The 23,088-nt window shown below is 67.7% G+C and carries 16 protein-coding genes; 3 read left to right on the top strand and 13 right to left on the bottom strand.

Annotated features, from left to right (window positions below):
• Positions 1-129 precede the first annotated feature (129 nt).
• From AC0CH8_RS11795 to AC0CH8_RS11785, 3 genes are all read right to left on the bottom strand, one after another.
• Positions 130-561, bottom strand: a complete 432-nt coding sequence (locus tag AC0CH8_RS11795; RefSeq protein WP_465240052.1) for a DUF2946 family protein — start codon at positions 559-561, stop codon at positions 130-132.
• A gap of 128 nt (positions 562-689) precedes the next feature.
• Complete coding sequence (locus AC0CH8_RS11790; RefSeq protein WP_465240051.1) at positions 690-3,563, bottom strand: TonB-dependent receptor; 2,874 nt, start codon at positions 3,561-3,563, stop codon at positions 690-692.
• A gap of 128 nt (positions 3,564-3,691) precedes the next feature.
• The gene (locus AC0CH8_RS11785; protein ID WP_465240050.1) at positions 3,692-5,323 is read right to left on the bottom strand and encodes an NAD(P)/FAD-dependent oxidoreductase; all 1,632 of its coding nucleotides are present in this window, start codon (positions 5,321-5,323) and stop codon (positions 3,692-3,694) included.
• A 31-nt stretch (positions 5,324-5,354) separates the two neighbouring features.
• On the opposite strand from AC0CH8_RS11785, the gene AC0CH8_RS11780 reads away from it, so the two are divergent.
• Positions 5,355-5,723: a reverse transcriptase-like protein gene (locus tag AC0CH8_RS11780; protein WP_465240049.1), complete on the top strand. Its 369-nt coding sequence runs from the start codon at positions 5,355-5,357 to the stop codon at positions 5,721-5,723.
• 120 nt (positions 5,724-5,843) lie between these two features.
• Here AC0CH8_RS11780 and AC0CH8_RS11775 read toward each other — a convergent pair whose 3' ends face one another.
• Positions 5,844-6,254 (bottom strand): winged helix-turn-helix transcriptional regulator, encoded by a 411-nt coding sequence (locus tag AC0CH8_RS11775; RefSeq protein ID WP_465240048.1) that lies wholly within the window; start codon positions 6,252-6,254, stop codon positions 5,844-5,846.
• Positions 6,255-6,333: 79 nt separating this feature from the next.
• Here AC0CH8_RS11775 and AC0CH8_RS11770 point away from each other — a divergent pair, with 79 nt between their 5' ends.
• On the top strand, positions 6,334-7,395 hold the full coding sequence (locus AC0CH8_RS11770; protein ID WP_465240047.1) for an SDR family oxidoreductase: 1,062 nt from the start codon (positions 6,334-6,336) through the stop codon (positions 7,393-7,395).
• Positions 7,396-7,547: 152 nt separating this feature from the next.
• Here the strand turns inward: AC0CH8_RS11770 and AC0CH8_RS11765 are convergent, their stop codons facing one another.
• Complete coding sequence (locus AC0CH8_RS11765) at positions 7,548-7,799, bottom strand: hypothetical protein (protein ID WP_465240046.1); 252 nt, start codon at positions 7,797-7,799, stop codon at positions 7,548-7,550.
• A gap of 37 nt (positions 7,800-7,836) precedes the next feature.
• Complete coding sequence (locus tag AC0CH8_RS11760) at positions 7,837-8,289, bottom strand: PaaI family thioesterase (RefSeq protein ID WP_465240045.1); 453 nt, start codon at positions 8,287-8,289, stop codon at positions 7,837-7,839.
• Between the two features lie 76 nt (positions 8,290-8,365).
• On the opposite strand from AC0CH8_RS11760, the gene AC0CH8_RS11755 reads away from it, so the two are divergent.
• A complete protein-coding gene (locus AC0CH8_RS11755) occupies positions 8,366-8,989 on the top strand; it encodes a TetR/AcrR family transcriptional regulator (protein WP_465240044.1) in 624 nt (207 codons plus the stop codon).
• 138 nt (positions 8,990-9,127) lie between these two features.
• Here AC0CH8_RS11755 and AC0CH8_RS11750 read toward each other — a convergent pair whose 3' ends face one another.
• From AC0CH8_RS11750 to AC0CH8_RS11720, 7 genes are all read right to left on the bottom strand, one after another.
• The gene (locus AC0CH8_RS11750) at positions 9,128-9,718 is read right to left on the bottom strand and encodes an NADPH-dependent FMN reductase (RefSeq protein WP_465240043.1); all 591 of its coding nucleotides are present in this window, start codon (positions 9,716-9,718) and stop codon (positions 9,128-9,130) included.
• A 29-nt stretch (positions 9,719-9,747) separates the two neighbouring features.
• On the bottom strand, positions 9,748-10,533 hold the full coding sequence (locus tag AC0CH8_RS11745) for an IclR family transcriptional regulator (protein ID WP_204200005.1): 786 nt from the start codon (positions 10,531-10,533) through the stop codon (positions 9,748-9,750).
• 176 nt (positions 10,534-10,709) lie between these two features.
• Positions 10,710-12,647: an alpha-L-fucosidase gene (locus AC0CH8_RS11740; RefSeq protein WP_465240042.1), complete on the bottom strand. Its 1,938-nt coding sequence runs from the start codon at positions 12,645-12,647 to the stop codon at positions 10,710-10,712.
• A gap of 19 nt (positions 12,648-12,666) precedes the next feature.
• Entirely contained in the window at positions 12,667-15,198 is a 2,532-nt protein-coding gene (locus AC0CH8_RS11735; protein WP_465240041.1) for a glycoside hydrolase family 3 C-terminal domain-containing protein, read from the bottom strand.
• The gene (locus AC0CH8_RS11730; protein ID WP_465240040.1) at positions 15,195-17,771 is read right to left on the bottom strand and encodes a beta-mannosidase; all 2,577 of its coding nucleotides are present in this window, start codon (positions 17,769-17,771) and stop codon (positions 15,195-15,197) included. The genes AC0CH8_RS11735 and AC0CH8_RS11730 overlap by 4 nt, the downstream gene beginning before the upstream one ends.
• Positions 17,768-20,095 carry a beta-N-acetylhexosaminidase gene (locus AC0CH8_RS11725; protein ID WP_465240039.1) on the bottom strand — a complete coding sequence of 776 codons (2,328 nt, stop codon included), beginning with the start codon at positions 20,093-20,095 and terminating at the stop codon, positions 17,768-17,770. The genes AC0CH8_RS11730 and AC0CH8_RS11725 overlap by 4 nt, the downstream gene beginning before the upstream one ends.
• A gap of 193 nt (positions 20,096-20,288) precedes the next feature.
• Entirely contained in the window at positions 20,289-23,060 is a 2,772-nt protein-coding gene (locus AC0CH8_RS11720; RefSeq protein ID WP_465240038.1) for a TonB-dependent receptor, read from the bottom strand.
• Positions 23,061-23,088 lie beyond the last annotated feature (28 nt).

Raw genomic sequence — 23,088 nt, 5'->3', positions numbered from 1 at the left:
CGCGACTTGCGCGAGGACGGCGCACGGGACGCATGCGAGTGCGGCCGCGGCGACGCGCGGAGATGTTCGGGACATGACGATACCAGCTTGGCCCCGCGGCCGGGCCGCAGGGCGAGGAGACGGACGGGCTCAGGCGAGCGCCGGTGGTCCCCGGAGTGGCGGGCGCAGATGGCCATGTTCGCGGACCCGCAGCGGCACCACCCGGCGGATCGCCAGCGCCACGGCGTACGCGATCGCCGCGACCAGCAGCACCGCGTCGACCGACGCCATCGCCGGCGTCGACAGGTCGGCGAAGGCGCAGGCGCTGGCGGGCTTGGACGGTACCGGTGCGGTGTCGGCAGGGGTGCCGGAATGATGGTGCATGCCGGCCATCGGTGTCCTGGCGGCGGGCGCGGTGATCGTCACCGGCCCGGCACCGTCGCAGATGGCCAGCACGACGCTGCCCTGCGCGATCATCGGCATGTACCCGGCCGGCACCAGCAGCCGGAGCGCCAACGCCAGCGCCACCAGCAGGGCGGCGACAGCGCGATAGTCGCGGATCAGGCGGCGGACCGGGATCACGCGTGCCGTCTAGTCCCGGGGGCGGGGGGTGTCACCCTCAACCGCCGCCTCCTTTGATCTGGAGCAGCACGATCGACAATCATCGTCCGTCATGCCGGACCATCCCCGCATGACGGCGCGTATGTCGTTCAGAACCGGAAGCGGACGCCCAGCGAGTAGACGCGCTCGAGATAGACGACCTGACGCGGGAAGGCGTCGCCGTCGCTGCCGAATTCGCGGGTGCGCTTCAGCGGATTGCCGAGCAGATTGACGATGTCGAACGCCAGCGTGATGTTCGGAATCGGCGTGACCGTGGTCGAGAAATCGAGCTGTCCGCGACCCTTTTCGATGATCGCACCGGTGCGCGGTACGCCGTTCGCATCGACGTCGAGGTTCACGACGCCGTATTCGAACACGAAGTCGGAGCGGTAGTTATACGCCATGCGCGCCGAGAAGAACGGGCGCTCGTACAGCGCGACGAGGTTGCCCGACCATTTCGACACGCCGGTGAAGCGCTGCGGGCTTCCCGCGATATTGGCGGAGTTCGCGAGATCGGTCGGCAGGTCGCCCTTCGAGTCGACATAGGTTCCGTTGGCCTGAATGCCGAAACCCTTCGCCCAATCGGGGAGGCCGTCGATGTCGAGGAAGCTGGTGAACTGCAGCTCCGCACCCTGAAAGCGGGTGTTGCCCGTATTCTCCGGCAGGTTCAGGCGCGACGGACCGTAGCCGACATCCACGCCCTCCCGGTTGATGCGCGAGATGAAGCCGTTGGCGTCCCGGCGGAACACCGCCGCCGTCAGCGAACCGGAGCGCGAGAAATACCATTCCAGGCTGATGTCGTAATTGTCCGATGTCAGCGGGCGCAGATCGGGATTGCCGCCGGTGATGTTGCGCAGGTTGCTGTTGATGCACTGCGGCAGCGCCGGGTTCGCCTGACATTCCGGCGAGATCGTCGGCGGCGGGCCGACGGTCAGGGTCGGGTTGAGGTCGAAGAAGTTCGGGCGCGTGCGCGTCTGGTTGTAGTTCAGGCGCAGTTGCAGTTCCGGCGTGAACATCAGCCGTGCGCTGGCGTTGGGGAGATAGTCCGTATAGTCGTTCGACGCCGTCGTCGGCGAGAAGCTGGGCGTCGCGCCCGGCGTCGTCTCTTCCTGAACGAAGCCGCTGATCCGGGTCTTGGTCTTGACCGCCCGGAGGCCGATCAAACCGTCGACGGACATGGTCGGGCCGAGATCGAAGCCGTATTTGAGCTGCGCATAGGCGGCATACGCCTTTTCGTTGGCGACGAAATTCTCGGTCGGGTTGAACGCCGGCCGCCCTTCCGGTGCCTGGAAGAACGCGCGCAACTCAGGCAGATTGTCGCGGATGCTCGCCGACGAGATGCCCGCGAAGGTCCGCACCCCGAACGTATTGTCGAAGGTGAAGGCGGGACGCGTGTTCTGGACGGAGACGGGCAAGCCGGAGATCGGAATGCGCAGGTCGGGCACCGGCACGCCGTTGATCGTGTTGACGTAGGGCGCACCGCGGTCGCGCGTGGCATCGCGGTCGTTGTAGCGCGCGCCGAACTGGATGCGCTTCAGGAAACCGCTGTCGAATTCATACTGCACGTCGGCGCGGCTCTGGATGTCCTTGCCGCTGACGACTAGATATTCCTGAAACAGCCCGCGGGCGATGTAGTTCGACGGATCGGTGACGTCGAAGTTCCGGAAGGCGAAGGTCGGTCCGCCGTTCGTGCCCGGCGCATCGAACACGACGTCGCGGGTCGGCGAGCTCGCCATCGCATAGTCGATGTTGACGAGGTCGAATTTATACTTGCTGTTGGTGTAGGCGATGTCGCCCGAAATCTGGAGGTTGTCGCGCTTCCACACCGCGCCGCCGCCCGCCTGATACGTGTCGGTGTGGCCGTTGGCGGAGGTGTAGTAGCCGTCCGGCGCGGTCGCACCGACGACGGTCGCGCTCTGCGCCACGTTGGAACGCCCGGCCCGCGTCGTCACATTCTCCAGCCGGAAGTCGGGGCCGCCGAAGATCGGCACGAACATCCACTGGTTGGTGTCCTTGCCGCGATAGCCCTGGAACAGGCCGTCGACGTAGATTTCCAGCTCCGGCGTCGGCCGCCACTGGAACGCGGCGTTGGCGGACGGGCGGAAACGGTCGCCGTTGCTGGTGAAGCGACCCTGCGCATCGGGATAGCGGATGCCCGCGCCGACGCCCGGCGCATTTTCGGCGGTGGTGGTGCCGATCACGGTGGACTGTTCGCGCGTCGCGTCGAGATAGTTCAGCCCGACATAGGACGCGTTCACCAGCAGGCCCATCTCGCCGATGCCGGTGTCCCAACGGTCGCTGATCAGGATGTTGCCATTCCACGTGGTCCGGCCCGAATGCTCCCAGTTCACGCCGTTAAGCGAACCGGACACCTCGAACCCGTTGAAGTCGAACGGGCGACGACCGCGCACGTTGACCTGGCCGCCGATGCCGCCCTCGATCAGGTTGGCGGTACCGTTCTTGTAGACCTCCAGCGCGGCGACGGTGCCGGCGGGGAAGTCCTGGATGGCGACGAAGCGCCCTTCGGCGGTGAAGATCTCACGCCCGTTATAGGTGGTGCTGATGTCCGGCAGGCCGCGGATCTGGACACCCGCGGCTTCGCCCGCCCCGCGCGTGACCTGCACGCCCGAGATGCGGGCGAGGGCGGCGGAGGCGAAGGTGTCGGGCAGTTTGCCGATATCTTCCGCGACGACCGCATCAACGATGCCGTCGGAATTGCGCTTCAGTGCCTGCGCGGATTCGAGGCTGCGGCGGAGGCCGGTGACGACGATGTCGCCGCCCTCTTCCGGGGTTTCCTGCACCGCCGGCAGTGGCGCGGCGGTGTTCGCACTCTGATCCGACGGCGTTTCCGGCCGCGGCAGGTCGGCCGCACCGGATTGCGGCTGTGTCCTCGACGGTGACGCCGTCTGCGCCTGCGCCTGCGACAGGCTGGTCATGGCGGCCATTGCCGACATGCCCATCCACAACGCCATCTTCGCCTTCATCGCATCATCCCCCAAGCGGCTTCGGCGGCCTTCCGCTCGAAGTGAGTGATGCAATTATACCGCGCGTGTTGCCTCGCCTCAATGCATATATGTTGGAAAAATAAGACTTTTATCTTGATCGATGTGAATTAGCCGCTGCAATCCTTTGTCAGCTGCGCGGCCACCGCCTCGGCGATCTTGATGCCGTCCACGGCCGCCGACAGGATACCGCCGGCATATCCCGCGCCCTCTCCGGCAGGGTAGAGCCCCGCGGTGTTGACGCTCTGGAAGTCGTCGCCCCGCGTGATCCGGACGGGGGAGGAGGTGCGCGTCTCCACGCCCGTCATCACCGCGTCGGGATGGTCGTAGCCGGGGATCTGCTGCCCGAACGCCACCAGCGCCTCGCGCATCGCGGTGACGGCGAAATCGGGCAGGCACTCGGCGAGATCGGTCGGCGTCACGCCGGGCTTGTAGCTGGGAATGACGCTGCCGAGCGCCGTCGAGGGTCGCCCGGCAACGAAGTCGCCCAGCCGCTGCGCCGGGGCCCGGTAGTCGCCGCCGCCCGCCGCGAACGCGCGTTCCTCCCAATGGCGTTGCAGCGCGATACCGGCCAGCGGATCGCCCGGATAGTCGCGTGCCGGATCGATGCCGACGACGATGCCCGAATTGGCGTTGCGCTCGTTCCGCGAATATTGGCTCATGCCGTTGGTGGCGACCCGGCCGACCTCCGACGTGGCGGCGACGACGGTGCCGCCGGGGCACATGCAGAAGCTGTAGACGGTGCGCCCGTTCTTGCAGTGGTGCGACAGGCTGTAGGCCGCGGCGCCGAGATCGGGGTGACCGGCGCAGGGGCCGAAGCGCGCCTCGTCGATCCAGCTTTGCGGATGTTCGATGCGGACGCCGATCGAAAAAGGCTTGGCCTCCATATGCACGTCGTGGCGGTGGAGCATCGCGAAGGTGTCGCGCGCGCTGTGACCGACCGCGAACACGACCGGTCCGGCGTCGATATGCTCGCCGGTGTGGAAGGTCAGCCCGGTCAGGCGGCGGGTGCCGTCCGCGTCCTCCGCGATGTCGACATCCTCGACGCGGGTGCCGAAGCGGTATTCGCCGCCCAGCTTCTCGACCGTCTCGCGCATGCTTTCGACCATCGTGACAAGGCGGAACGTGCCGATATGCGGGTGCGCCTCGGTCAGGATTTCGGGCGGTGCGCCGGCCTTGACGAACTCGGTCAGAACCTTGCGGCCGAGATGGCGCGGGTCCTTGATCTGGCTCCACAATTTGCCATCGGAGAAGGTGCCCGCGCCGCCCTCTCCGAACTGGACGTTGGATTCGGGGTTCAACTCGCTGCGCCGCCACAGGCCCCAGGTGTCCTTGGTCCGCTCCCGCACAACCTTGCCACGGTCGAGGATGATCGGGCGGAACCCCATCTGCGCCAGCAACAGCCCCGCGAACAGCCCACATGGACCCGCGCCGACGACGATCGGGCGCGGACCGTCGTAACCAGCGGGGGCCTTGGCGACGAAGCGGTAGCCGGTGTCGGGCGTCGGGTTGACGTGGCGGTCGCGCTTGAACCGGGCGAGCACCTGCGCCTCGTTTTTCAGCGTCACGTCGATCGAATAGACGAGCTGGATGTCCATCTTGTCGCGCGCGTCGTTGGCGCGGCGGGCGATCGTGTAGCGGATCAGGTCGCGCGGCGTGATGCGCAGCCGGTTGCGGATGGCGGCGGCCAGCGCCTCCTCCGGATGGTTGAGCGGCAGTTTCAGTTCGGTGATACGCAGCATGAGCGCCGCCTTAGCGCAAAGGAGCCCGCGATTGTCACGGTTGAAGGTGTATTTCGACGGCGGCCTGCGTCCCGAAGGGATGGAAACGGCGGTGGTGATCCGCGGGGAGGCGCATGTCCGCCGCGATCTGGGGCCGGGGACGAGCATGGACGCGGAATGGCTCGCGTTGCTGCAGGCGGTGGAGCTGACGCGGGCGATCGGGTGGGACGCAGTCGTGCTGATCGGCGACTCTGCGGCGGTCGTGGCGCAGGCGAACGGCACGGTGCGGGCGCGGGGCGGGGACGCGTGGCATCATGCTGTGTTCGTCGAGGCGACGGCGGGGCAGGGGCCGCGGGTTCGGTATGTGAAGCGGGCGCAGAATCTGGCGGGTGGCGCATTGGCGCGGTTGCACGAGCGGTAATCCCTCCTTGCAAGGGGGGCGCGGAGCGGCGGAGGGGTGGCGCCATCAGCGTGGACACCCCTCCGTCAGTCCTGCGGACTGCCACCTCCCCTTGCAGGGGAGGATTTCTGGCGGCGAGCGCTATTTTTCCCCTTGCCGGGGAGGAGCCGGGCCAGCCCGCCGCGACGACGGTCGCGCGCCCAGCGCATCGAGCGCATCGGCGTTGTCGCGGCCCCAGGCGTAGAGCAGTTCCACCGCGCCCACGAAGCGCGAGCCGAGCGGGGTCAGCCGGTATTCGACCGCGGGCGGGGTCGTGTCCTCGACATGGCGCGACACCAGGCCGCTGCCCTCCATCTCTCGGAGCGACTGAGTCAGCATCTTCTTCGAGATACCCGGCAGGCTGCGCAGCAGCACGCCGCTGCGCGCCGCCCCGGCATGACGGGCGTGCAGCGTGTGGAGGATCATGCTCGTCCATTTCGTCGCGAAAAGCTCCATCACGCGGCGCGGCGCGCAATCCTCCCGCCAGTCGTTATCGTCGCTGCCAGCCTGCATGTGGTTACCTCTTGGTGCCGTCTAGGAACGCACGCATCCGCTGCCTAGCTGCCGTCCGCAGCAGCAAGGGACTGGAAAGATGGCGAAGACGGCATTGGTGGTGGGCGCGAGCGGGATCGTCGGCAGCGCGACGGCGGCGCTGCTGGTGGAGCGGGGCTGGAGCGTGCAGGGTCTCGCACGGCGGCCGGTCGAGCAGGCGGGCGTGACGCCCATCGTCGCCGACCTGACGGATGCGGCTGGATCGGCGGCGGCACTGGAGGGCGTGACGCCCGACGCGGTGTTCATCACCACATGGCTGCGGCAGGACAGCGAGGCGGACAATATCCGCGTCAATTCGGCGATGGTCCGCAACCTGTTGGACGGTCTGCGACCCGGCGGCGCGCCCCGGCATGTCGCGCTGGTCACCGGCCTGAAGCATTATCTCGGGCCGTTCGAGGCGTATGGGAAGGGCACGTTGCCGCAGACGCCGTTCCGCGAGGAGCAGGGGCGGCTCGATATCGAGAACTTCTACTACGCGCAGGAGGACGAGGTGTTCGCCGCGGCCGCGCGCGACGGTTTCGGGTGGAGCGTGCACCGGCCGCATACCGTGATCGGCAAAGCGGTCGGCAATGCCATGAACATGGGCACGACACTGGCGGTCTACGCGACGCTGTGTCGCGAGACCGGACGGCCCTTCTACTTTCCCGGATCGGCGGCGCAGTGGAACGGGCTGACCGACATGACCGACGCCGGCCTACTCGCCGAGCATCTGCTATGGGCGGCGACGACGCCGGCCGCGCGCGACGAGGCGTTCAATGTCGTCAACGGCGATGTCTTCCGCTGGAGCTGGATGTGGGGCCGCATTGCCGCTGCCTTCGGGGTCGAGGCGGCACCGTTCGACGGCACCGTCCATCCGCTGGAGCAGCAGATGGCGAACGATGCGCCGATCTGGCGCGAACTGGCGCTGCGCGAGGGGCTGGCGGAACCGGACCTCGCCCGGTTGGCGTCGCCGTGGCACACCGACGCCGATCTTGGCCGACCGATCGAGGTTGTCACGGATATGTCCAAGAGTCGGCGGCTGGGGTTCACCGGCTACCGCGAGACGGACGACGCGTTCCTGACGCTGTTCGATCGTCTGCGCGCGGACCGGCTGATCCCGTGATGCCGTGGAGGTGACGACGGCTACTCGCCCAGTCCGTTCGCCCAAAGCGTGTCGAAGGCTGCTACCCGCCGGCACTGTCGTCGATGGGCGCAGGGGCTTCGACAGGCTCAGTCCGAACGGGACGGGGCGAGGAAGGGTGCGTCGCCGGCCGGCTACATCCGTGCGATCTCGCGCTGGGTCATCGTGGTGCTGGCTTTCCCGTCCTTCACCGACACGGTGGCGGCGGGGACGGTCACGTATTTTTCGCCGACGATCACGACCACGGAACCGTCCGCCAGCACGCGCTGGATGCGGGCGATCTGGCGACCGTCGGCCTGGGTCAGATACTTTCCGGGCTTGGGAGCCTCGGCCGTCTGCGGGGCGGCGGCGGCGAACAGGGCGAGCGTGGCGGTGACGATCATCATCGTATTTCTCCGATAGAATGGGGCGGCAGGACGGGGGTCAGCGCGGCTGTTCGAAGACGAGCAGCGTGGACGTGGCGGTGGCGCAGAGGCGTCCGTCGCCGTCGTGCAGCGTCGCCTCCGCAAAGGCGACGCGGCGGCCGATCGACACCAGCCGGCCGACCGCGCGGACTTCGCCGCTGCGATCGGAGAGACCGCGCACGTACGAGACCTTCAGCTCCAGTGTCGTGTAGCCTTGGCCGGCGGCGAGGGCGGAATGGGTCGCGATCCCGCACGCGCTGTCGAGCAACGTCGCGGCATAGCCGCCGTGGACGGAACCGATGGGGTTGTAGACGCTGCGACCGGGCGCGCCCGTGAACACCGCATGGCCGCGATCGACCTCGACCAGCGAAAAGCCGAGCGTCTCGCCGATCGGCGGTTGCCGGTTCGTCTCCATCATCGCCCGCAACTGCGTGAGTCCGTCGAGGCCGTCGGTATCCTGATCCTGACTCATGTGAGAGCGTTCCTAATCGTAATATGATGCTCATAATATGATGGACGTCATGTCACAAGAGGGGATAGGATGCGGCATGCGCTACGACAGCGAACACAAGGCCCGGACCCGCGAGCGCGTGCTGAAAGAGGCGGCGAAGGCGATCCGGATCGAAGGCGCGGACCGGATGGCGGTGGCGACGGTGATGAACCGTGCCGGGCTGACGCATGGCGGCTTCTACGCGCACTTCAAGTCGAAGGACGACCTGCTGGGAGAAGCCGTCCGCTACATGTTCGACGAGCGGTACGGGCGGTTTCTGGAAGGCGAGGGGGACGATCCGGCGGCGACGCTGCGCCGCTTCGTGGATGCCTATATGTCGATGCTGCACCGTGAGTCGTTGGCCAAGGGGTGTCCGGTGCCGATCCTGGCGGGGCAGATCCACCGATTGCCGGAAGCCGCACAGACCCGGTTCGCGGATGCGATCGACCGTCTGGTCGGGCGGGTGGCGGATTTGCTCGAGCGGCTGGGGCTGAAGGCGGACGTGGCGCATGCGCGCGCCGCATCGGTGCTGGCGCAGATGGTCGGCACGGTCGCCTTGTCCCGCGCCTATCCCGACGAACGGGCGGCGGCGCTGTTGGAGAATGCGCGGATCAGTGCGACGCGGGACTTGCTGGGGGACGTCACGGGGGCGGACGCCGTGGGCTCGGGCGGGGCTTCATAGCGAAGCTGCCCGTCACTACCACCCCGGCAAAGGCCGAAGTCGCGTTCGGCTGACGTTCTCAGTCGATTGCCGCCGACATCCCGACTGGCCTCGGCTTCCGCCGGGGTGACATGAGAGAGCGGCTGCCGCGCACCACCATCAATATGGCGGCGGTCGTTTCGCGCGCTGTTCCCGTGCGGCCTCGGTCCACCACGCCAGATCGTCGGCGAAGCGTGGAAAGGCGCGTTCCAGCGCCGCGCCGCCCGAGCCGACGGGTGTACCGTCCGCATCGAAAGCCTGACCGATGCCGCCGACCGCCAGCGAACTGGATATGACGACCATCCCCATTTCCGACAGCGTGCCGTGCCACGCCAGCCCGGCCCGCGCGCCGGCGAACCGGCCGGCGGAATAGCTGGCGATGGCGGCGGGTCGCCAGAACCATTCCTCTAGGAAATGGTCGGTCAGGTTCTTCAGGCCGGGCTGGACGCCCCAGTTATATTCGCCGGTCACGATCACGAAGGCATCGGCCGCCCGGATCTTCGCCGCCAGTTCCGCCAGCTTCGGCGGTGCCTCGCCCGCCGGATATTCCTTGTACATGCGATCGAGGATCGGCAGGTCGATCGCCTTCGCATCGATCAACTCTACCGTCGCGCCGCGCGCCGTGAAGCTGGCGACCAGATAGTCCGCCAGCCTGATGCCCTGCCGATCGGATCGGTAGGACCCGTACAGGATCAGGATGCGGTCGCCCATCGTGCCGCCCGTCGCTCCGGCCGGCGCGATCAGGGGGCGCGGCGGCGGCGTGGCGGCGGCGTGGCGACCGACAGGGTCGGCATGATCGGCTGGTCCGAGCGGTCGTACCAGCCGAGCGCGGTCGAGATCGCGGCCGCGGTGCTTTGCAGTTCCGCCAGCGAGGCGTCCAGATCGGCGTGACCGTCGCGGTCGATCGCCTCCAGATAGGGAACGGTCAGCGCCGCCACGACCTTGCCGTCGAAGCCGTAGATCGGGCAGCTGACGTCGCACACCGCGGACAGGCGCGCGCTGGCCAGCCGCTCATACCCACGTTCGCGGATCGTTTCGAGTTCGGCGTCCAGTCCCGCCGGGGCGGATAGCGCCGACATCAGCGCCTCGCGACGTTCCGGGCTGGCGAAGGCGAGCAGGACATGGCCCGAACAGCTGGTCAGCAGGTCGATCGTCGTACCCAGCCGCACGGCGAACGCGGTCGGCCCGGGACTTTCGTGGCGGAGCACGACCAAACCGTGGTCGCCGTTCATCACCGCCATGTGGCACGACTGCTGAATCTTCGCCGCCAGATCGTGCATCAGGGGTGCGGCGACGTGGGTCAGTTCGCGGGCCGGCGTGGCGTGGTGGGCCACCTCCAGCACCTTGTACGTCACACGGTAGCGGTCCCCACCGGGAATTTTCTGCAACCAGCCGCGCCGGTCCAGCACCACGATGATGCGGAACAGCTCGCTGATCGAGCGACCCAGCCGCGCCGCCATTTCGCCGATCGAAAGACCGGACGGCTCCCGCGCGAGCAGCTCGACCACGTCGAGCCCCTTTTCCAACGCGGGGGCTGAATAGGTGGGAGACTTTCCCTCGTTCTCGGGCAATTTTTGGCCTGTCATGAGATGATGCTAACCGGTCGTAACGGCAAAGTCACGACCGGCGAGCCGGCGTGCAAACAATTGTACCGGAAAGTATTTTGCGGCCATGACGGGACTAATGCAAGATGGCGGGAGCGCTACCGCGGCTGCGGTGCACCCTGCGGCGTGGTAAACGCCCCGATCCCGGCCACCGCGACGCGGGTCGCGCCCGCCACGGCGGGTGCGTCGAAGCGCAATCGCAGAAAGCGCGCGGTGCGGGGTTGGGCGAAGGCGATGCGCTGGGTGGCGAGGGCGTAGGCGATGTTCGCGAACTCGCCGCTGGAGCCGGCCTGCCACGCGCGTCCGTCGACGCTGGTGTCCGCGCGGTAGCCGCGCGGCGGGACCGAGCCGTTCGGCGGCGCGCGTGACGGGGTCAGGCTGAATCCGGCGAGCGTTTCGGCACGGGCGAGATCGATCGTCACGGTGGCCGGAGAGGTCGACGTCGGTGCATCGATCGTCCACATTGTCGCGGCGTCATCGTCGATCAGCGCTTCGCCGCCGGGGGCGGAGGCGGCGACGATCGACCAGCCGGCGGGGGACAGGATCGTGCGGTCGCTCGACCGGGCAGCGGCGACCGGCTGCGGCGCGACCTGATGGAACAGCGCTATCTCGCTGATCGCCGGGCAGACGGGGGCGTCGAGGATGCGCAGGCGCAGACGGCGCGCGGCGACCGGCCGATCGAGGCGGATGATCCGCTGCGCCGAGATGCAGTCTCGTTCGGCCAGCGTCTGCCAGCGGCCATCCGAAAACGCATCGACTGCGAACCGCGTCACCCGCACCCCCAGCGGCAGATATTCGCGGATACGGATCAGGTCGAAGCTGCGTCCCGGCGGCAGATCGAGCGTCAGCGACGGCGTCGTGTCGCCGTCCGGGCTGGACCAATAGGTATCGCGCCGGCCGTCGAGGACGTTCGCGGCGGCGAACGCAGCCCCGCGCGTGGCGCTGGCGGACGCGACCGCCCCCTCCGCCAGATTCGACGCCAGCGTCGCGCGCATCGCCGCACCGAACGACGTGAGCGATGCGACATCGGGATCGGCGATCCGTCCGCGCCGGTCGGGCGGCAGGTTCAGGTGCATGTTGGTGCCGCGCCCCACCGACTCGTCGTAATAGCTCAGCAGCCGCATGGGGCTCTTCACCTTCGCGTCCTCGTCGGCGTGATAGAACCAGCCGGGCCGGATCGACGTGTTGGTCTCCGCCGGCCACCACAGCGCGCCCCCGCGCACGCCGGCATTGCCCTCCGCCTGCACATAGGGGTGATTGGGCATCGTCGGCCAGCATGGGTCGCCCGCCACCCCGTCCTCGTTCCCGACCCAGCGGATGTCGGTGCCGAGCGGATCGAAGGTGCACGCCATCGGCTGGTGCTGGTGGACGAGCGCGATGATCGACGGCCAGTCGTAATATTTCGGTGCATCGATCGTCCGGGTCTCGCGCGCGCCGCCATAATAGCCGTCGCCGCCGTTGGCGCCGTCGAACCAGAATTCGAACAGCTCGCCATAGCGGGTGCAGAGCTCGACCACCTGCTTGCGGTAATAGTCGATATAGGCGGGGCGGCCATATTCGGGATGATTCCGGTCCCAGGGCGACAGATACAGCCCGAACATCAGCCCGGCGCGGCGCGCGGCGCGTTCCATCTCGCCGACGATGTCGCCCTTGCCCTGCTTGTAGGGACTGTTGCGGATGCAGTGGTCGGTCAGCATCGTCGGCCACAGGCAAAAGCCGTCGTGATGCTTGGCGGTCAGGATGATGCCGCGCATGTTCGCCGACTTGGCCGCCGCCACGATCTGGTCGGGATCGAAATCGGTCGGGTCGAACAGCGACGGGCTTTCGTCGCCATAGCCCCATTCCTTGTCGGTGAAGGTGTTGATCGAGAAATGCACGAACGCGTATTGCTCGTGCCCGTGCCACGCCCATTGCCGGGCAGACGGCGTCGCACCCCAAGCCTTGGGTGCGCCGTCTGCGGCCAGGCCCGGAGCGGCGCTGGCCAGCCCCGACACCAGACCGGATGCCAGCAGGGTACGGCGCGAAAACTCGGTCATGCGGCTACTCCGGTAAGGGTCATTTCGGCAGGTCGAGTGGCGATCCCGTGACCGCCACGTCGATCCAGCGTCCCGCCGCCGCATCCGGCTGGCCGCCGCCGACCCACAGGCGATAGGTGCCGGGCAGCACGCGGCGCGTGCCGTCGCGGAACACGCTGCCCATCGTCCGCGGATCGATCCGGAGCGACACCGTCTTCGTCTCGCCGGGTTTGAGCGCCACGCGCGTGAAGGCGGCAAGCTGGCGCTGGAGCACCGGATCGGTGAAGCCCGCGGGCTCGTCCGACGGCGGCGGGACCAAGTAAGCCTGCACCACCTCCTCGCCAGCGCGCGCACCGGTGTTGGCGACACGTGCGGTCACGGTGATCGGCGCACCCGTCGCGACGCCCGGCGCGGCGACGCCCTCATAGCCGAAGCGCGTATAGCTGAGTCCGTGACCGAAACCCCAGAGCGGCGTCCCGGTGAAGTAGCGATAGGTGCGCTCCTTCATCCCGTAATCGACGAAGGCGGGCAGGTCGCTGGTACGCGCATAGACCGTGACCGGCAGCCGCCCCGAGGGATTGCTGACGCCGGCCAGCGTGTCGGCAACGGCGGTGCCACCCGCCTCGCCAGGATACCACATCGTCAGGATCGCGTCGGCGGAGGCCGGATCGACCGCCACCGCGCTGCCGCTGGCGAGGACGAGCACGATCGGCTTGCCCGTCGCCTTCAGCGCGGCGAGCAGGCGCTGCTGCGCGAACGGCAGCGCGATGTCGGTGCGGTCGCCGCCGACGAAGCCGGGCACCTGCACCGGCAGCGCCTCGCCCTCCAGATCGGGGGACAGGCCGGCGAATACGACCGCGACATCGGCGGACTCGGCGGCGGCCACCGCCTGCGCCAGCAACGGCTCTGCGGGAGGCAGCCACATCAGGCGGATGCCTTCGTCCTCGCTGACGTGATCGAGTTCGAGCCGCAGCGGCACCGGCGCGCCGTCGCTGACGTAATCGACCTCGACACGACCCTTCGCGACCTCGCCCGCGGCAAGCTGACGGTCGCCGATCCACAGCCGCACCGCGTCGTGCGACTTGCAGTATTTCCAGCAGGCGGGAACGTCGACGACCAGTTTATACGTGCCCGGACCCGGCGGCGTGAAACGCGCCGTCCAGCGCGCGGAGAACCGGTCGCCGCGGATCTGCGGCACCGGCGCGGCGCGGTTGATGTCGAGGTCGATGCGACGTTCGGTGCGCGTCGCGACGGTGCGGCCTTCGACGCTGTATTCCGCTTTCAGTCCGGTCAGCGCCGTCTCCGGCACCACCACCGGCGCACCGTCCGCGAGGATCGAGCCTTGGGCATAGACGACGTCCCCGAAACGCGCGCGCAGACCCTCCAGCGGGGTCACCGCCGCGGTCGCGGTACCGTGGTAATTGCCCTGCAACACTCCGAGATCGTCCGCGTCCGCGCCGATCACCGCAAGCCGTGTCGTGGTCGCCAGCGGCAGCCGGTCGCCTGTGTTCTGGAGCAGCACGATTGCCTTGCGCGCCGCCTCCAGCGCCAGCGCGCGGTGGGCCGGCGTGCCGATCTGCGACGGCTTGATCCGCGACCACGGGCTGTTCGCGCCATAGGCGATGCCGAGATCGCGCCGCGCGGTCAGCGCCCGCGTCAACGCGGTGTCGAGTTCGGCTTCGGTGACCAGCCCGCGCGCGACCGCGGCGGGCAGCGCGCTATACGCGTTGCCGCAATTCAGGTCGGTGCCGCCGCGCACTGCCGCCGCCGCCGCCGCCGCGCCGTCCAGCCGGTAGTGGTGGAACAGGTGGATGTTCGCCACCGCATCGCAGTCCGAGACAGTGAAGCCCTTGAACCCCCATGCCCCGCGGATGCGATCGTTCAACAACGCGCCGTCCGCGCAGGCGGGGGTGCCGTGGATCGAGTTGTACGCGCACATCAACGACCGCGCCTTGCCGTCGATCACCGCCATGCGGAACGCGGGCAGGTAGGTCGCTTCGAGATCGCGGGGGGAGGGATCGACGTCGAACCCGTCGCGCCCCGCCTCCGGCCCGCTATGCACCGCCAGATGCTTGGGCGTGGCGACGACCTTGGGGTGGAGCGGATCGGGGCCTTGCAGGCCGGTGACGAACGCGACGCCGAGCGTGCCCGTCAGATACGGGTCCTCGCCATACGTCTCCTGCCCCCGCCCCCAGCGCGGATCGCGAAAGATATTGATGTTGGGCGACCAGATCGTCAGCCCTTCGTAGATACGGCGTGGAGCCGCCACGGGTTGCGCGTTGAACTTCGCGCGCGCCTCGGTCGCGACGGTGTCGCCGATGCGGCGCACCAGATCGCGGTCCCAGGTCGCGGCCATGCCGATCGCCTGCGGAAACACCGTGGCGTGGCCGTTCCGCGCCAAGCCGTGCAGTCCCTCTCCCCACCAGTCATAGGCGGGCAGGCCGGCTTCCGCATCGGCGGGGGCGCTGCTTTGCAGTTGCGCGGCCTTTTCGGCGACAGACATCGTCGCGATCGATGCGGCGACGGGGTCACCCGAACCCGAGACAGCTTGCGCGAACAATAGCCAGATCATCGTGCCAGCGTCCTCAATGTCAGCGATTTGGCCAGCGTCGCCGGCGAAGCCTCGGAGGCGACCGCGACGGTGATGCTCTCCCCCGGCAACAGGTCGAACCCATCGTCAGACGGTTGTGCGGCGACATCGCCGAAATCGAGCATCACCGCACGCGCCAGTGCGGTGGCGGTGATCGTCACGTCGCGCCCGTTCCAACGCGTGGACAGGCCGGGCGCGGGATAGGCCATGTCCTTGGGCGGCGCGCGCTCGACGATCGCCCGGCTGACCGGCTTATCATCCACCAGCAGCTCCGCGACCGCATAGCTGGCGGTCGGCGCTGCCGTGCCGAACAACGCGGTATCGTCCAGCGTCGCTACCAATGTGGCCGCAAGCGGCGCGAGCGTCACTGCTTCGTCGCGCGTCGATAGTGTCGCCCCGGCCATGTCGCGCACCGTGATGCGCCACCGCGCAGGCGTCGGCGTGGTCAGGTCGGAGATCAGCGACACCCGCGTGACCCGGTTCACATTCTCCGCGACGATCGCCTGCGGTGCGAAGAAGCGGCGCGCGGCGTAGTGGAGCAGCTTCCACCGCCCTGAATAGTCGATGCTGGCCCACGAGATCGCCGGCCAGACATCGTTCAACTGCCAGTAGAGCGACCCCATCGTCACCGGCCGGCAGGCGCGGTGGTGCAGCGCGGCCAGCTCGATCGCCTGCGCCTGATTGACCTGCGTCAGATAGACCATGTCGGCGAAATCCTTCGCCGGCCGCAGTCGCGCGTCGAGGTAGAGTTGCAGACGCGCATTGCCCTCGCCGGCCAGGAACTTCTGGTGCGCCTTCATCACCGGGCTTTCGGCGGCGAGCGAACCCTTCCCCGCGAAATCGCGGATCGTGGACAGGTCGGGCATCGACTGGAACCCGTATTCGGACATAAACCGCGGGCAACTATCCAGATAGCGCTCGATCGGCTTCGATCCCGACCACACGTCCCAGAAATGCCGGTCGCCCGCCGCGTCGGTGTCGACAGGGCCGTCATAGTCGGTCGATGGCGAATTCGCCCAATACGGCGTCTGCGGGGCCTTCGCGGTCACCGCCGCGCGCAGCACGCGGTCGAACAGCACGGCCATGTTCGCGCCGATCCGCTCCTGCTCGTCCGCACCGACGGCTTTCTTGAACGCCTTGCGGTCGCCCCAGTTCTCCCAGCCAGACAGGATCTCGTTGCCGCCCGCCCACAGCACGATCGACGGATGCGAGGACAGGCGCGCGACCTGTTCCTCCGCTTCGATCCGGACGTTCTCGCGATAGGCGGCGTCGGGCGGCGTCACGCTGCCGCCGAACATGAAGTCCTGCCAGATCATCAGGCCCATCGCGTCGGCCATGTCGTAAAAGGCATCGTCGAGATAATAACCGCCACCCCAGATGCGCAGCATGTTCATGTTGGCGTCGCGCGCACCCTGAAGCAGCGGGCGCATCGACGCGGGCGTGACGCGCGCGGGGAAGCTGTCGAACGGGATCAGGTTCGCACCCTTGGCGAAGATCGGAATGCCGTTGACCCGGAATCCGAACGCGCCGCCGCCGCGGATCAGTTCGACCGTGCGCAGGCCGATGCGGCGGCTGGCGCTATCGTCCCCACCCAGCGCCGCGTCGACGCGGTACATCGGTTGCGCGCCGTACCCGACCGGCTGCCACCGCTCGGGGTGCGCGACGGTCAGCGGCACCGTGACGACGTTCAGTCCGGCCACCAGCGTGACGGTGCGCGCCGCCGTGACGGGCGTGCCGGTCGGGCCGGTGACGGTGGCGCGGACCTCGGTCGTGGCTTGCGCGTCGGCGACGATGTCGAACGTCGCGGCCAGCCGCGCCTCGGCGTCGTTCAGCGCCTGCTGATCGACGCGGAACGCCTCGATCCGGGCATCGTCCCACGCCTCCAGCCGCACCGGCCGCCACACGCCGATCGCGACGAGCCGCGGGCCCCAGTCCCAGCCATAATGATATTTGGGTTTGCGCAGATAGGGCGAAGTCTGCTTGCCCTTCGGCTCGTCGCCGAATGCGGAATCATATTCGCCCGGCAGCGGGTTCTTCTCCGCCAGCACCATCGGCTGAAGCCGCTTGATCGGGGAGGCGATGCGGACCGTCACCTCGTTGCGTCCCGCCTTCAACAGCGGCTTGGCGTCGCCGCGCCAGCGCCGGTGCGCGTTGTCGGCGGACAGCAGGGGCTGGCCGTTGACCGACACGGTCGCGAACGTGTCGAGTCCGTCGAACACCAGATCGAGATGGTCGCGCGCCAGCATCGCCGGCGTCACGTCCAGCACCAGCCGGTACTGCCAGTCGGTCAGCCCCGCCCACTGGATCGCGGCCTCGTTCGTACCCTTGAACGGGTCGGGCGCGATGCGCGCGGCGATCAGGTCCTGCTGCACGCTGCCGGGCACCGTCGCCTTCAGCCAGCGGGCGGCCTTCGGATGCGCTTTCGTGGCCGCCGCGTCGGCGGGGTCGATCCGCACCTGCCACCCGGCGTCGAGCGGCGTGACCGTTTTCGGACCCGCCCAGGCGGCGGTCGGACACAGGAGAAGCGCGGCAGTCAGGGCCGACGCGATCCTCATCGGTCGCCCTCCGTCAACTGCACGCGTTCGACGGTGTAATAGGGGTCGCTGAGCGGCGAGGTGAACTGGAAGCAGACGTCCTGATCCTTCGCCCGATCGCCGCTCATCTTCGGGAACATGCCCTTGAACGTGAAGCGTTGCGGCGCGGTCTTTGGATCGGGCAGCGGGAACGCCCCCGCCGCGACCGGTCGCGCGGTCTTGTCACCCGCCTTGCGCGCGGCGGCGGCGGCGACGCAACCGACCTGCACCAGCAATTCGCCGTGGTCCGTGACGTTGTAATGCTCGCGCAGCATGCGGGCTTCGTGCGCCAGTCCATAATGCCGCGCGAGGCGGACGACATCGACCGTGTAGCCGCGCGCGATGTCGAGCGGCGCATCCGGGTAGAGCGTGCAGGTGTCGAACAGGTTGATGTTGAACGCCGGCGCGTTGGCGGTCGATTCCGATGTCAGCGGCGGCCTCAGCCCGAGCGAACCGTTCGGGCAGGCGCGCATGTCCGAACTCGACCCCGCCAGCAATGCGGCGCGCGCGGTGTCGAAGCTGCGCGGCGTCGCGGTCGCCATACCGGTGGCGTCGAACGCGGCGGCGCGGACGACGGTGCCGGGCTTCACGGACAGCGGCGCGGCATACGCTTTGGAGCGTGCGGTCGGCGTGCTGCCGTCCTTGGTGTAGCGGATCGTACCGTAGGGGGCCTGCGTCTTCAGCGTCAGCGGGATGCTGTTCCGGCGCAGCGCGTCGCCGCGAGTGCCGTTCACGGCGAAGGCCACCGCAAAGGCACTGTCGGCGACCTGCATGCCGGCGCGCTTCCACCGTTCGCCCTGCTGGTGGGCGCGCGGCAGAAAGGCGGCGAAGTCCTTGCCGCCCTTCTGCGCCCACGTCACCTCCGCGACGGCGGCGGCGCGGGGGAAGATGTGGTGCTGCAACTGATAGGGCGTGGCGATGTATTCGCTCCACAGATTGGCCTGCGCGCCGAGCACGTGCCGCTCCCGATCGGGCGCGATGCCGACGGGCATCGGATCGTACTGGTACACCTTATCCAGCGGCAGCACGTCGAACCGGCCCGGCGGTTCGTCGGACAGGTCGCTCTGCGTATAGTTGAGGTACATCGGGGTGCCCGGCGACATCACCACGTCGTGGCCCATGTTGGCCGCGTCGATCCCGCCCTTCTCGCCGCGCCACGACATGATCGATGCGGACGCGGGCAGGCCGCCCTCCAGGATCTCGTCCCAGCCGATCAGGCGGCGGCCCTTCGATTGCAGATAGGTGCCGAACTGGTCGATCATCCAGCTTTGCAGCGCGTTCTCGTCCTTCAGGCCAAGCGCCCTGATCTGCGCCTGAACGTCCGGGCTGCGTTCCCACTGGTCCTTCACCGCCTCATCCCCGCCGAGATGGATATAGGTGCCGGGGAACACGTCCATGACCTCGTCCAGCACCGCCTTCACGAACGCGATGCCTTTCGGGCCGGGATTGAAGAGATAGGGCATGATGCCCCAGTTGTTGCTGACCTCCGGCCGGTCGCCGAGCAGGCCAAGCTCGGGATAGGCGGCGACCAGCGCCTGTGCGTGGCCGGGCAGGTCGATCTCCGGCACGATCGTGATGCCGCGGTCGCGTGCATAGACGACCAGCGCCTTCAAGTCCGCCTGGGTATAGAAGCCGCCGACCTTCGGCCCCGGCGCGCCGCCGGTCGAGGGCGGCGTGCGGAAGCCGCCGATCTCGGTCAGCTTCGGATAGCGCTTCACCTCGAACCGCCAGCCCTGATCGTCTGTCAGGTGCAGGTGGAGCGAGTTGAGCTTCACCGCCGCCATCTGGTCGACGATCGCCCGCAGGGCGGGCATCGGCAGGAAGTGCCGCGCGGGGTCGATCATCAGGCCGCGCCACCCGAAACGTGGCGCGTCGGCGATCGTCGTTGCGGCGACCGTGACGGGCCTGCCGAACTGCGCATCGGGGCTGACCAGCTGCGCCAGCGTCATCGCGCCGTGGACGAGTCCGCGGTCGCCCGATGCGGCGACGACGATGCCGGTGGAAGTCACCGTCAGGCGGTATGCTTCGTCGCCCTTGATGCCGGCGTCCCGCACGAAGCGGATCGGGCCGGTCGTGCCGGGCACCAGCGTCAGGCCGCGGACCCTCTTCACATGCTCGGCCAGCAGTTTCGTGGCGGTGGTCGCACCGGCGTCGTCCGCGGCCGCGCCGATCCGTGCGCCGTCGGCGACGGTGAAGCTGCCCCTGCCCGGCGTCACCGAGGCGGGGATCGGCAGCAGCGACTGCGCCGCGAGGGGCGTGGAGCAGAGAAGGGCTGCGATGGCCGGCGAGAGGCGAAGGGCGATCAAGGCATGCTCCTGAAGATAACGGACATGGTCCATACCGCGTCGGGCGGGCGGTGCCGACAGGACAATAGAAAAACCGCCCGCCGGCGAGACGCCAGCGAGCGGGAGGTAGGGCGCGTGCCCCAAGAGACGGCACGCCACGGGAAGGCCGGGCGATACGGAGCGATATCGTGCAGGGATCGCCCCGTGTCGGTCATCACATCTTGAAGCTGGCGCTCAGCGAGAATACGCGACCGTTCTTGTAGATCGAGGTCGGCGCGCTCTTGGTGCTGCTATACTGGTAATAGGTTTCGTCGAGCAGGTTGGACGCCTGCGCCTGGACCTGGATGTTGTCGGTCAGCGCATAGGAGATCGATGCGTCGAGCTGACGATAGGCATCGGTGTAATCCTGCGACTGGAGGCGGCCGACGCGATAAAAATACTTCGACCGGCGATTGTAACTGAACCGCGCCTGTAGCGGTCCGTTCTCGTAATAGGGCACGACCGTGACGGTGTTGCGCGACAGGAACGGCAGGCCGGTCGCGATCGAGGTCTGCGCATCCGCGAAGGTGTAGTTGGCCTGGATGCCGAAACCCCATTTCAGCGCGGTATTGCCTGACAGCGAGAAGCCGGTGACCGAGGCGTTGGCGATATTGATCGGCTGCGAGATCGAATAGGTCTGGGTGATGCCGGTGACGAAGTTGGTGAACGTCACGTCATCCGTCACCGAATTGCCGATATAGTTGGTGATGTCGCGGTAGAAGACCTCACCCGACAGGAAGCTGCCGGGCGCGAAATACCATTCCGCCGACAGCCCGAAATTGTTCGCCGCATAGGGCTTCAGATCCGGATTGCCGCCGCTGCCCGAGCGGGAGGCGTCGTCGAGCGAGATCGAGCCGGCGAGATCGGAATAGCGCGGTCGGGCGATGACCTTGGCCGCGGCACCGCGCAGCACGACGCTGTCGCTGACGTCGAAGATCAGGTTGGCGGCGGGCAGGAAGCGATTGTCGCTCTTGGTGATCTGCGTCGGGGCGAACCGCCCGTTGCTCTGGAGGAAGAAGTTCGACTCGTCGCGCGTGTTGACGAACCGGCCGCCGACGTTGCCGCGCAGCTTCCCGGACTGGAAGTTCGCCTGCAGGTAACCGGACGCGATCTTCTCCCTCACCAGCCAATAGTCGCCTGCCGAGAAGCCGCGCTCGACGTTGGTGGTGCCGAACTTGCGAAGCGCGGCGATGATGCCGTCGCGGTCCAGCGTGGCATAGGGCGTGCCGTTCCCGGACGTGCCGAGACCGTTATACAGATCGCCGTCGAGGACGTAGAAGTCGAGGTCGCCCAGCGTGAAATTCTGGTTGGTGAAGATCGCGTTGCTGAACGTCCTGTTGCTGTTCTCATGCGCGACGTAGCGCCCGCCGAACAACAGGCTCTTGATCGGTCCCATGTCGACCTCGCGCTTGAAATTGGCCTCTCCGAAGATCTCCTTGTCGAGCGTGAACCCGGACTGGAGCGGGATGCCGCCGATCTGCCGACCAAAGAAATTGCGGCCGCCATTGTTTTCGCGATCGGACGCACTGAGATTTTCGCCGCCGAGCGCGGTGAAGTTGCTCAGCCACTTGGTCGGGTCGCTGGCGGGCGAGTTCCAGTTGACGATCGTATTGCGGCCATTGGCACCGGCGGTGAACCCCTGCTTCGTGCGAAAATCGAGCAGATATTCGGGGTTCTTGCCACCCGACGCGCGCGTGCCGCCGAAATTACCGGTGATTTCCCACCGGTCCGGACGCCAGTCGATCAGCATCGCAACGGAGTCGTTCTTGATGCGCGTACGTCGGAAGTTGGTGTCGAGCTGGCCCGTCGCGCCGTTGGTGCCGTCCGGTATTCCGGTGAAGGTCGCGGAGGTGACGATGCCGTTGTCGAAGGTCGCCGCGCTCATCCGCGACCCTTCGAAGCCATAGGTGTACATGGAATTCGACACGTTGTCGTAATTGCCGCGGATGAACAGGCCGGTGGCGACGACCGAAAGATTGTCGGTCGGCTTCGCCTGGATCGCGCCGCTGAAGCCGATCCGCTCACGCTCCTGCTTGAAGAACTCGCGCGCCAGGAACGAGGCGTAACGGGCGCTGCTGAAGGCGTCGATCGTCGCCCGATTGGGCCGCGCGCCGTTGATCGTCGGGCCGGTGGCGACGGTACCGCCGGGGCCATCATAGACGATGTTGCCGTTGATATCGCGCGGATACGCCTCCAGCAGGGCGGCGCCGGTACGGTACCAGTAGGTCGCGACGCCGGCGCGGCTGAGCTGTTCCTTGTCGTAGTTGACCGCGCCGAGGAAGCCGATCGTCTCGTCCGCATTGTGCCAGCTGTACAGCGCCGAGCCACGGAAGCTGCCGCGCTTGGCCCGGTCGTTATACTCACCGCCGGCCGTGACGGCGATCGTGTTCGCCTTGAGGTCGAGCGGCTTGCGCGTCACGATGTCGACAGTCGCGCCGATCGCACCTTCCTGCAGACGCGCTTCCGGGGTCTTGTAGACGACGGCCTGGCTGATGATCGTCGGCGACAGCAGCGAATAGTTGAAGCTGCGGCTCGATCGGTCGGACGGGTTGCCGCCCCAGTCGGCGGAGGCGACCGAGTGGCCGTCGATGGTCAGGCGGTTGAGTGCCGGCTCGACGCCCGCGATCGACAATTGCTCGCCTTCGCCGAACTGGCGGTCGACGGTCACGCCGGGCAGGCGCGCCAGCGAGTCGGCGATGTTGCTGTCGGGTAGCTTGCCGACATCCTCGGCACTGATGACATCGACGATGGAATCGGCGCGGCGCTTGGTTTCGATCGCATCGGCAAGGCTGCGGCGGTATCCGGTGACGAGGATTTCGTCTTCGGTCCCGATCTGGGTGTCGCTCGGAGCACCACTCTGGCCGGCTTCCTGAGCGGCGGCGATGTCGGCGAAACCGATCGCGCCGGACAAGGCGGTGGTGAACAGGATCAGTTGGCGGATGGTCATGTTGCAAGTCCCTTTCGGGATGCGCCCA

The sequence above is a fragment of the Sphingomonas sp. AC435 genome, from assembly GCF_979253005.1.
This window is presented reverse-complemented; position numbering and strand designations above follow the sequence as displayed.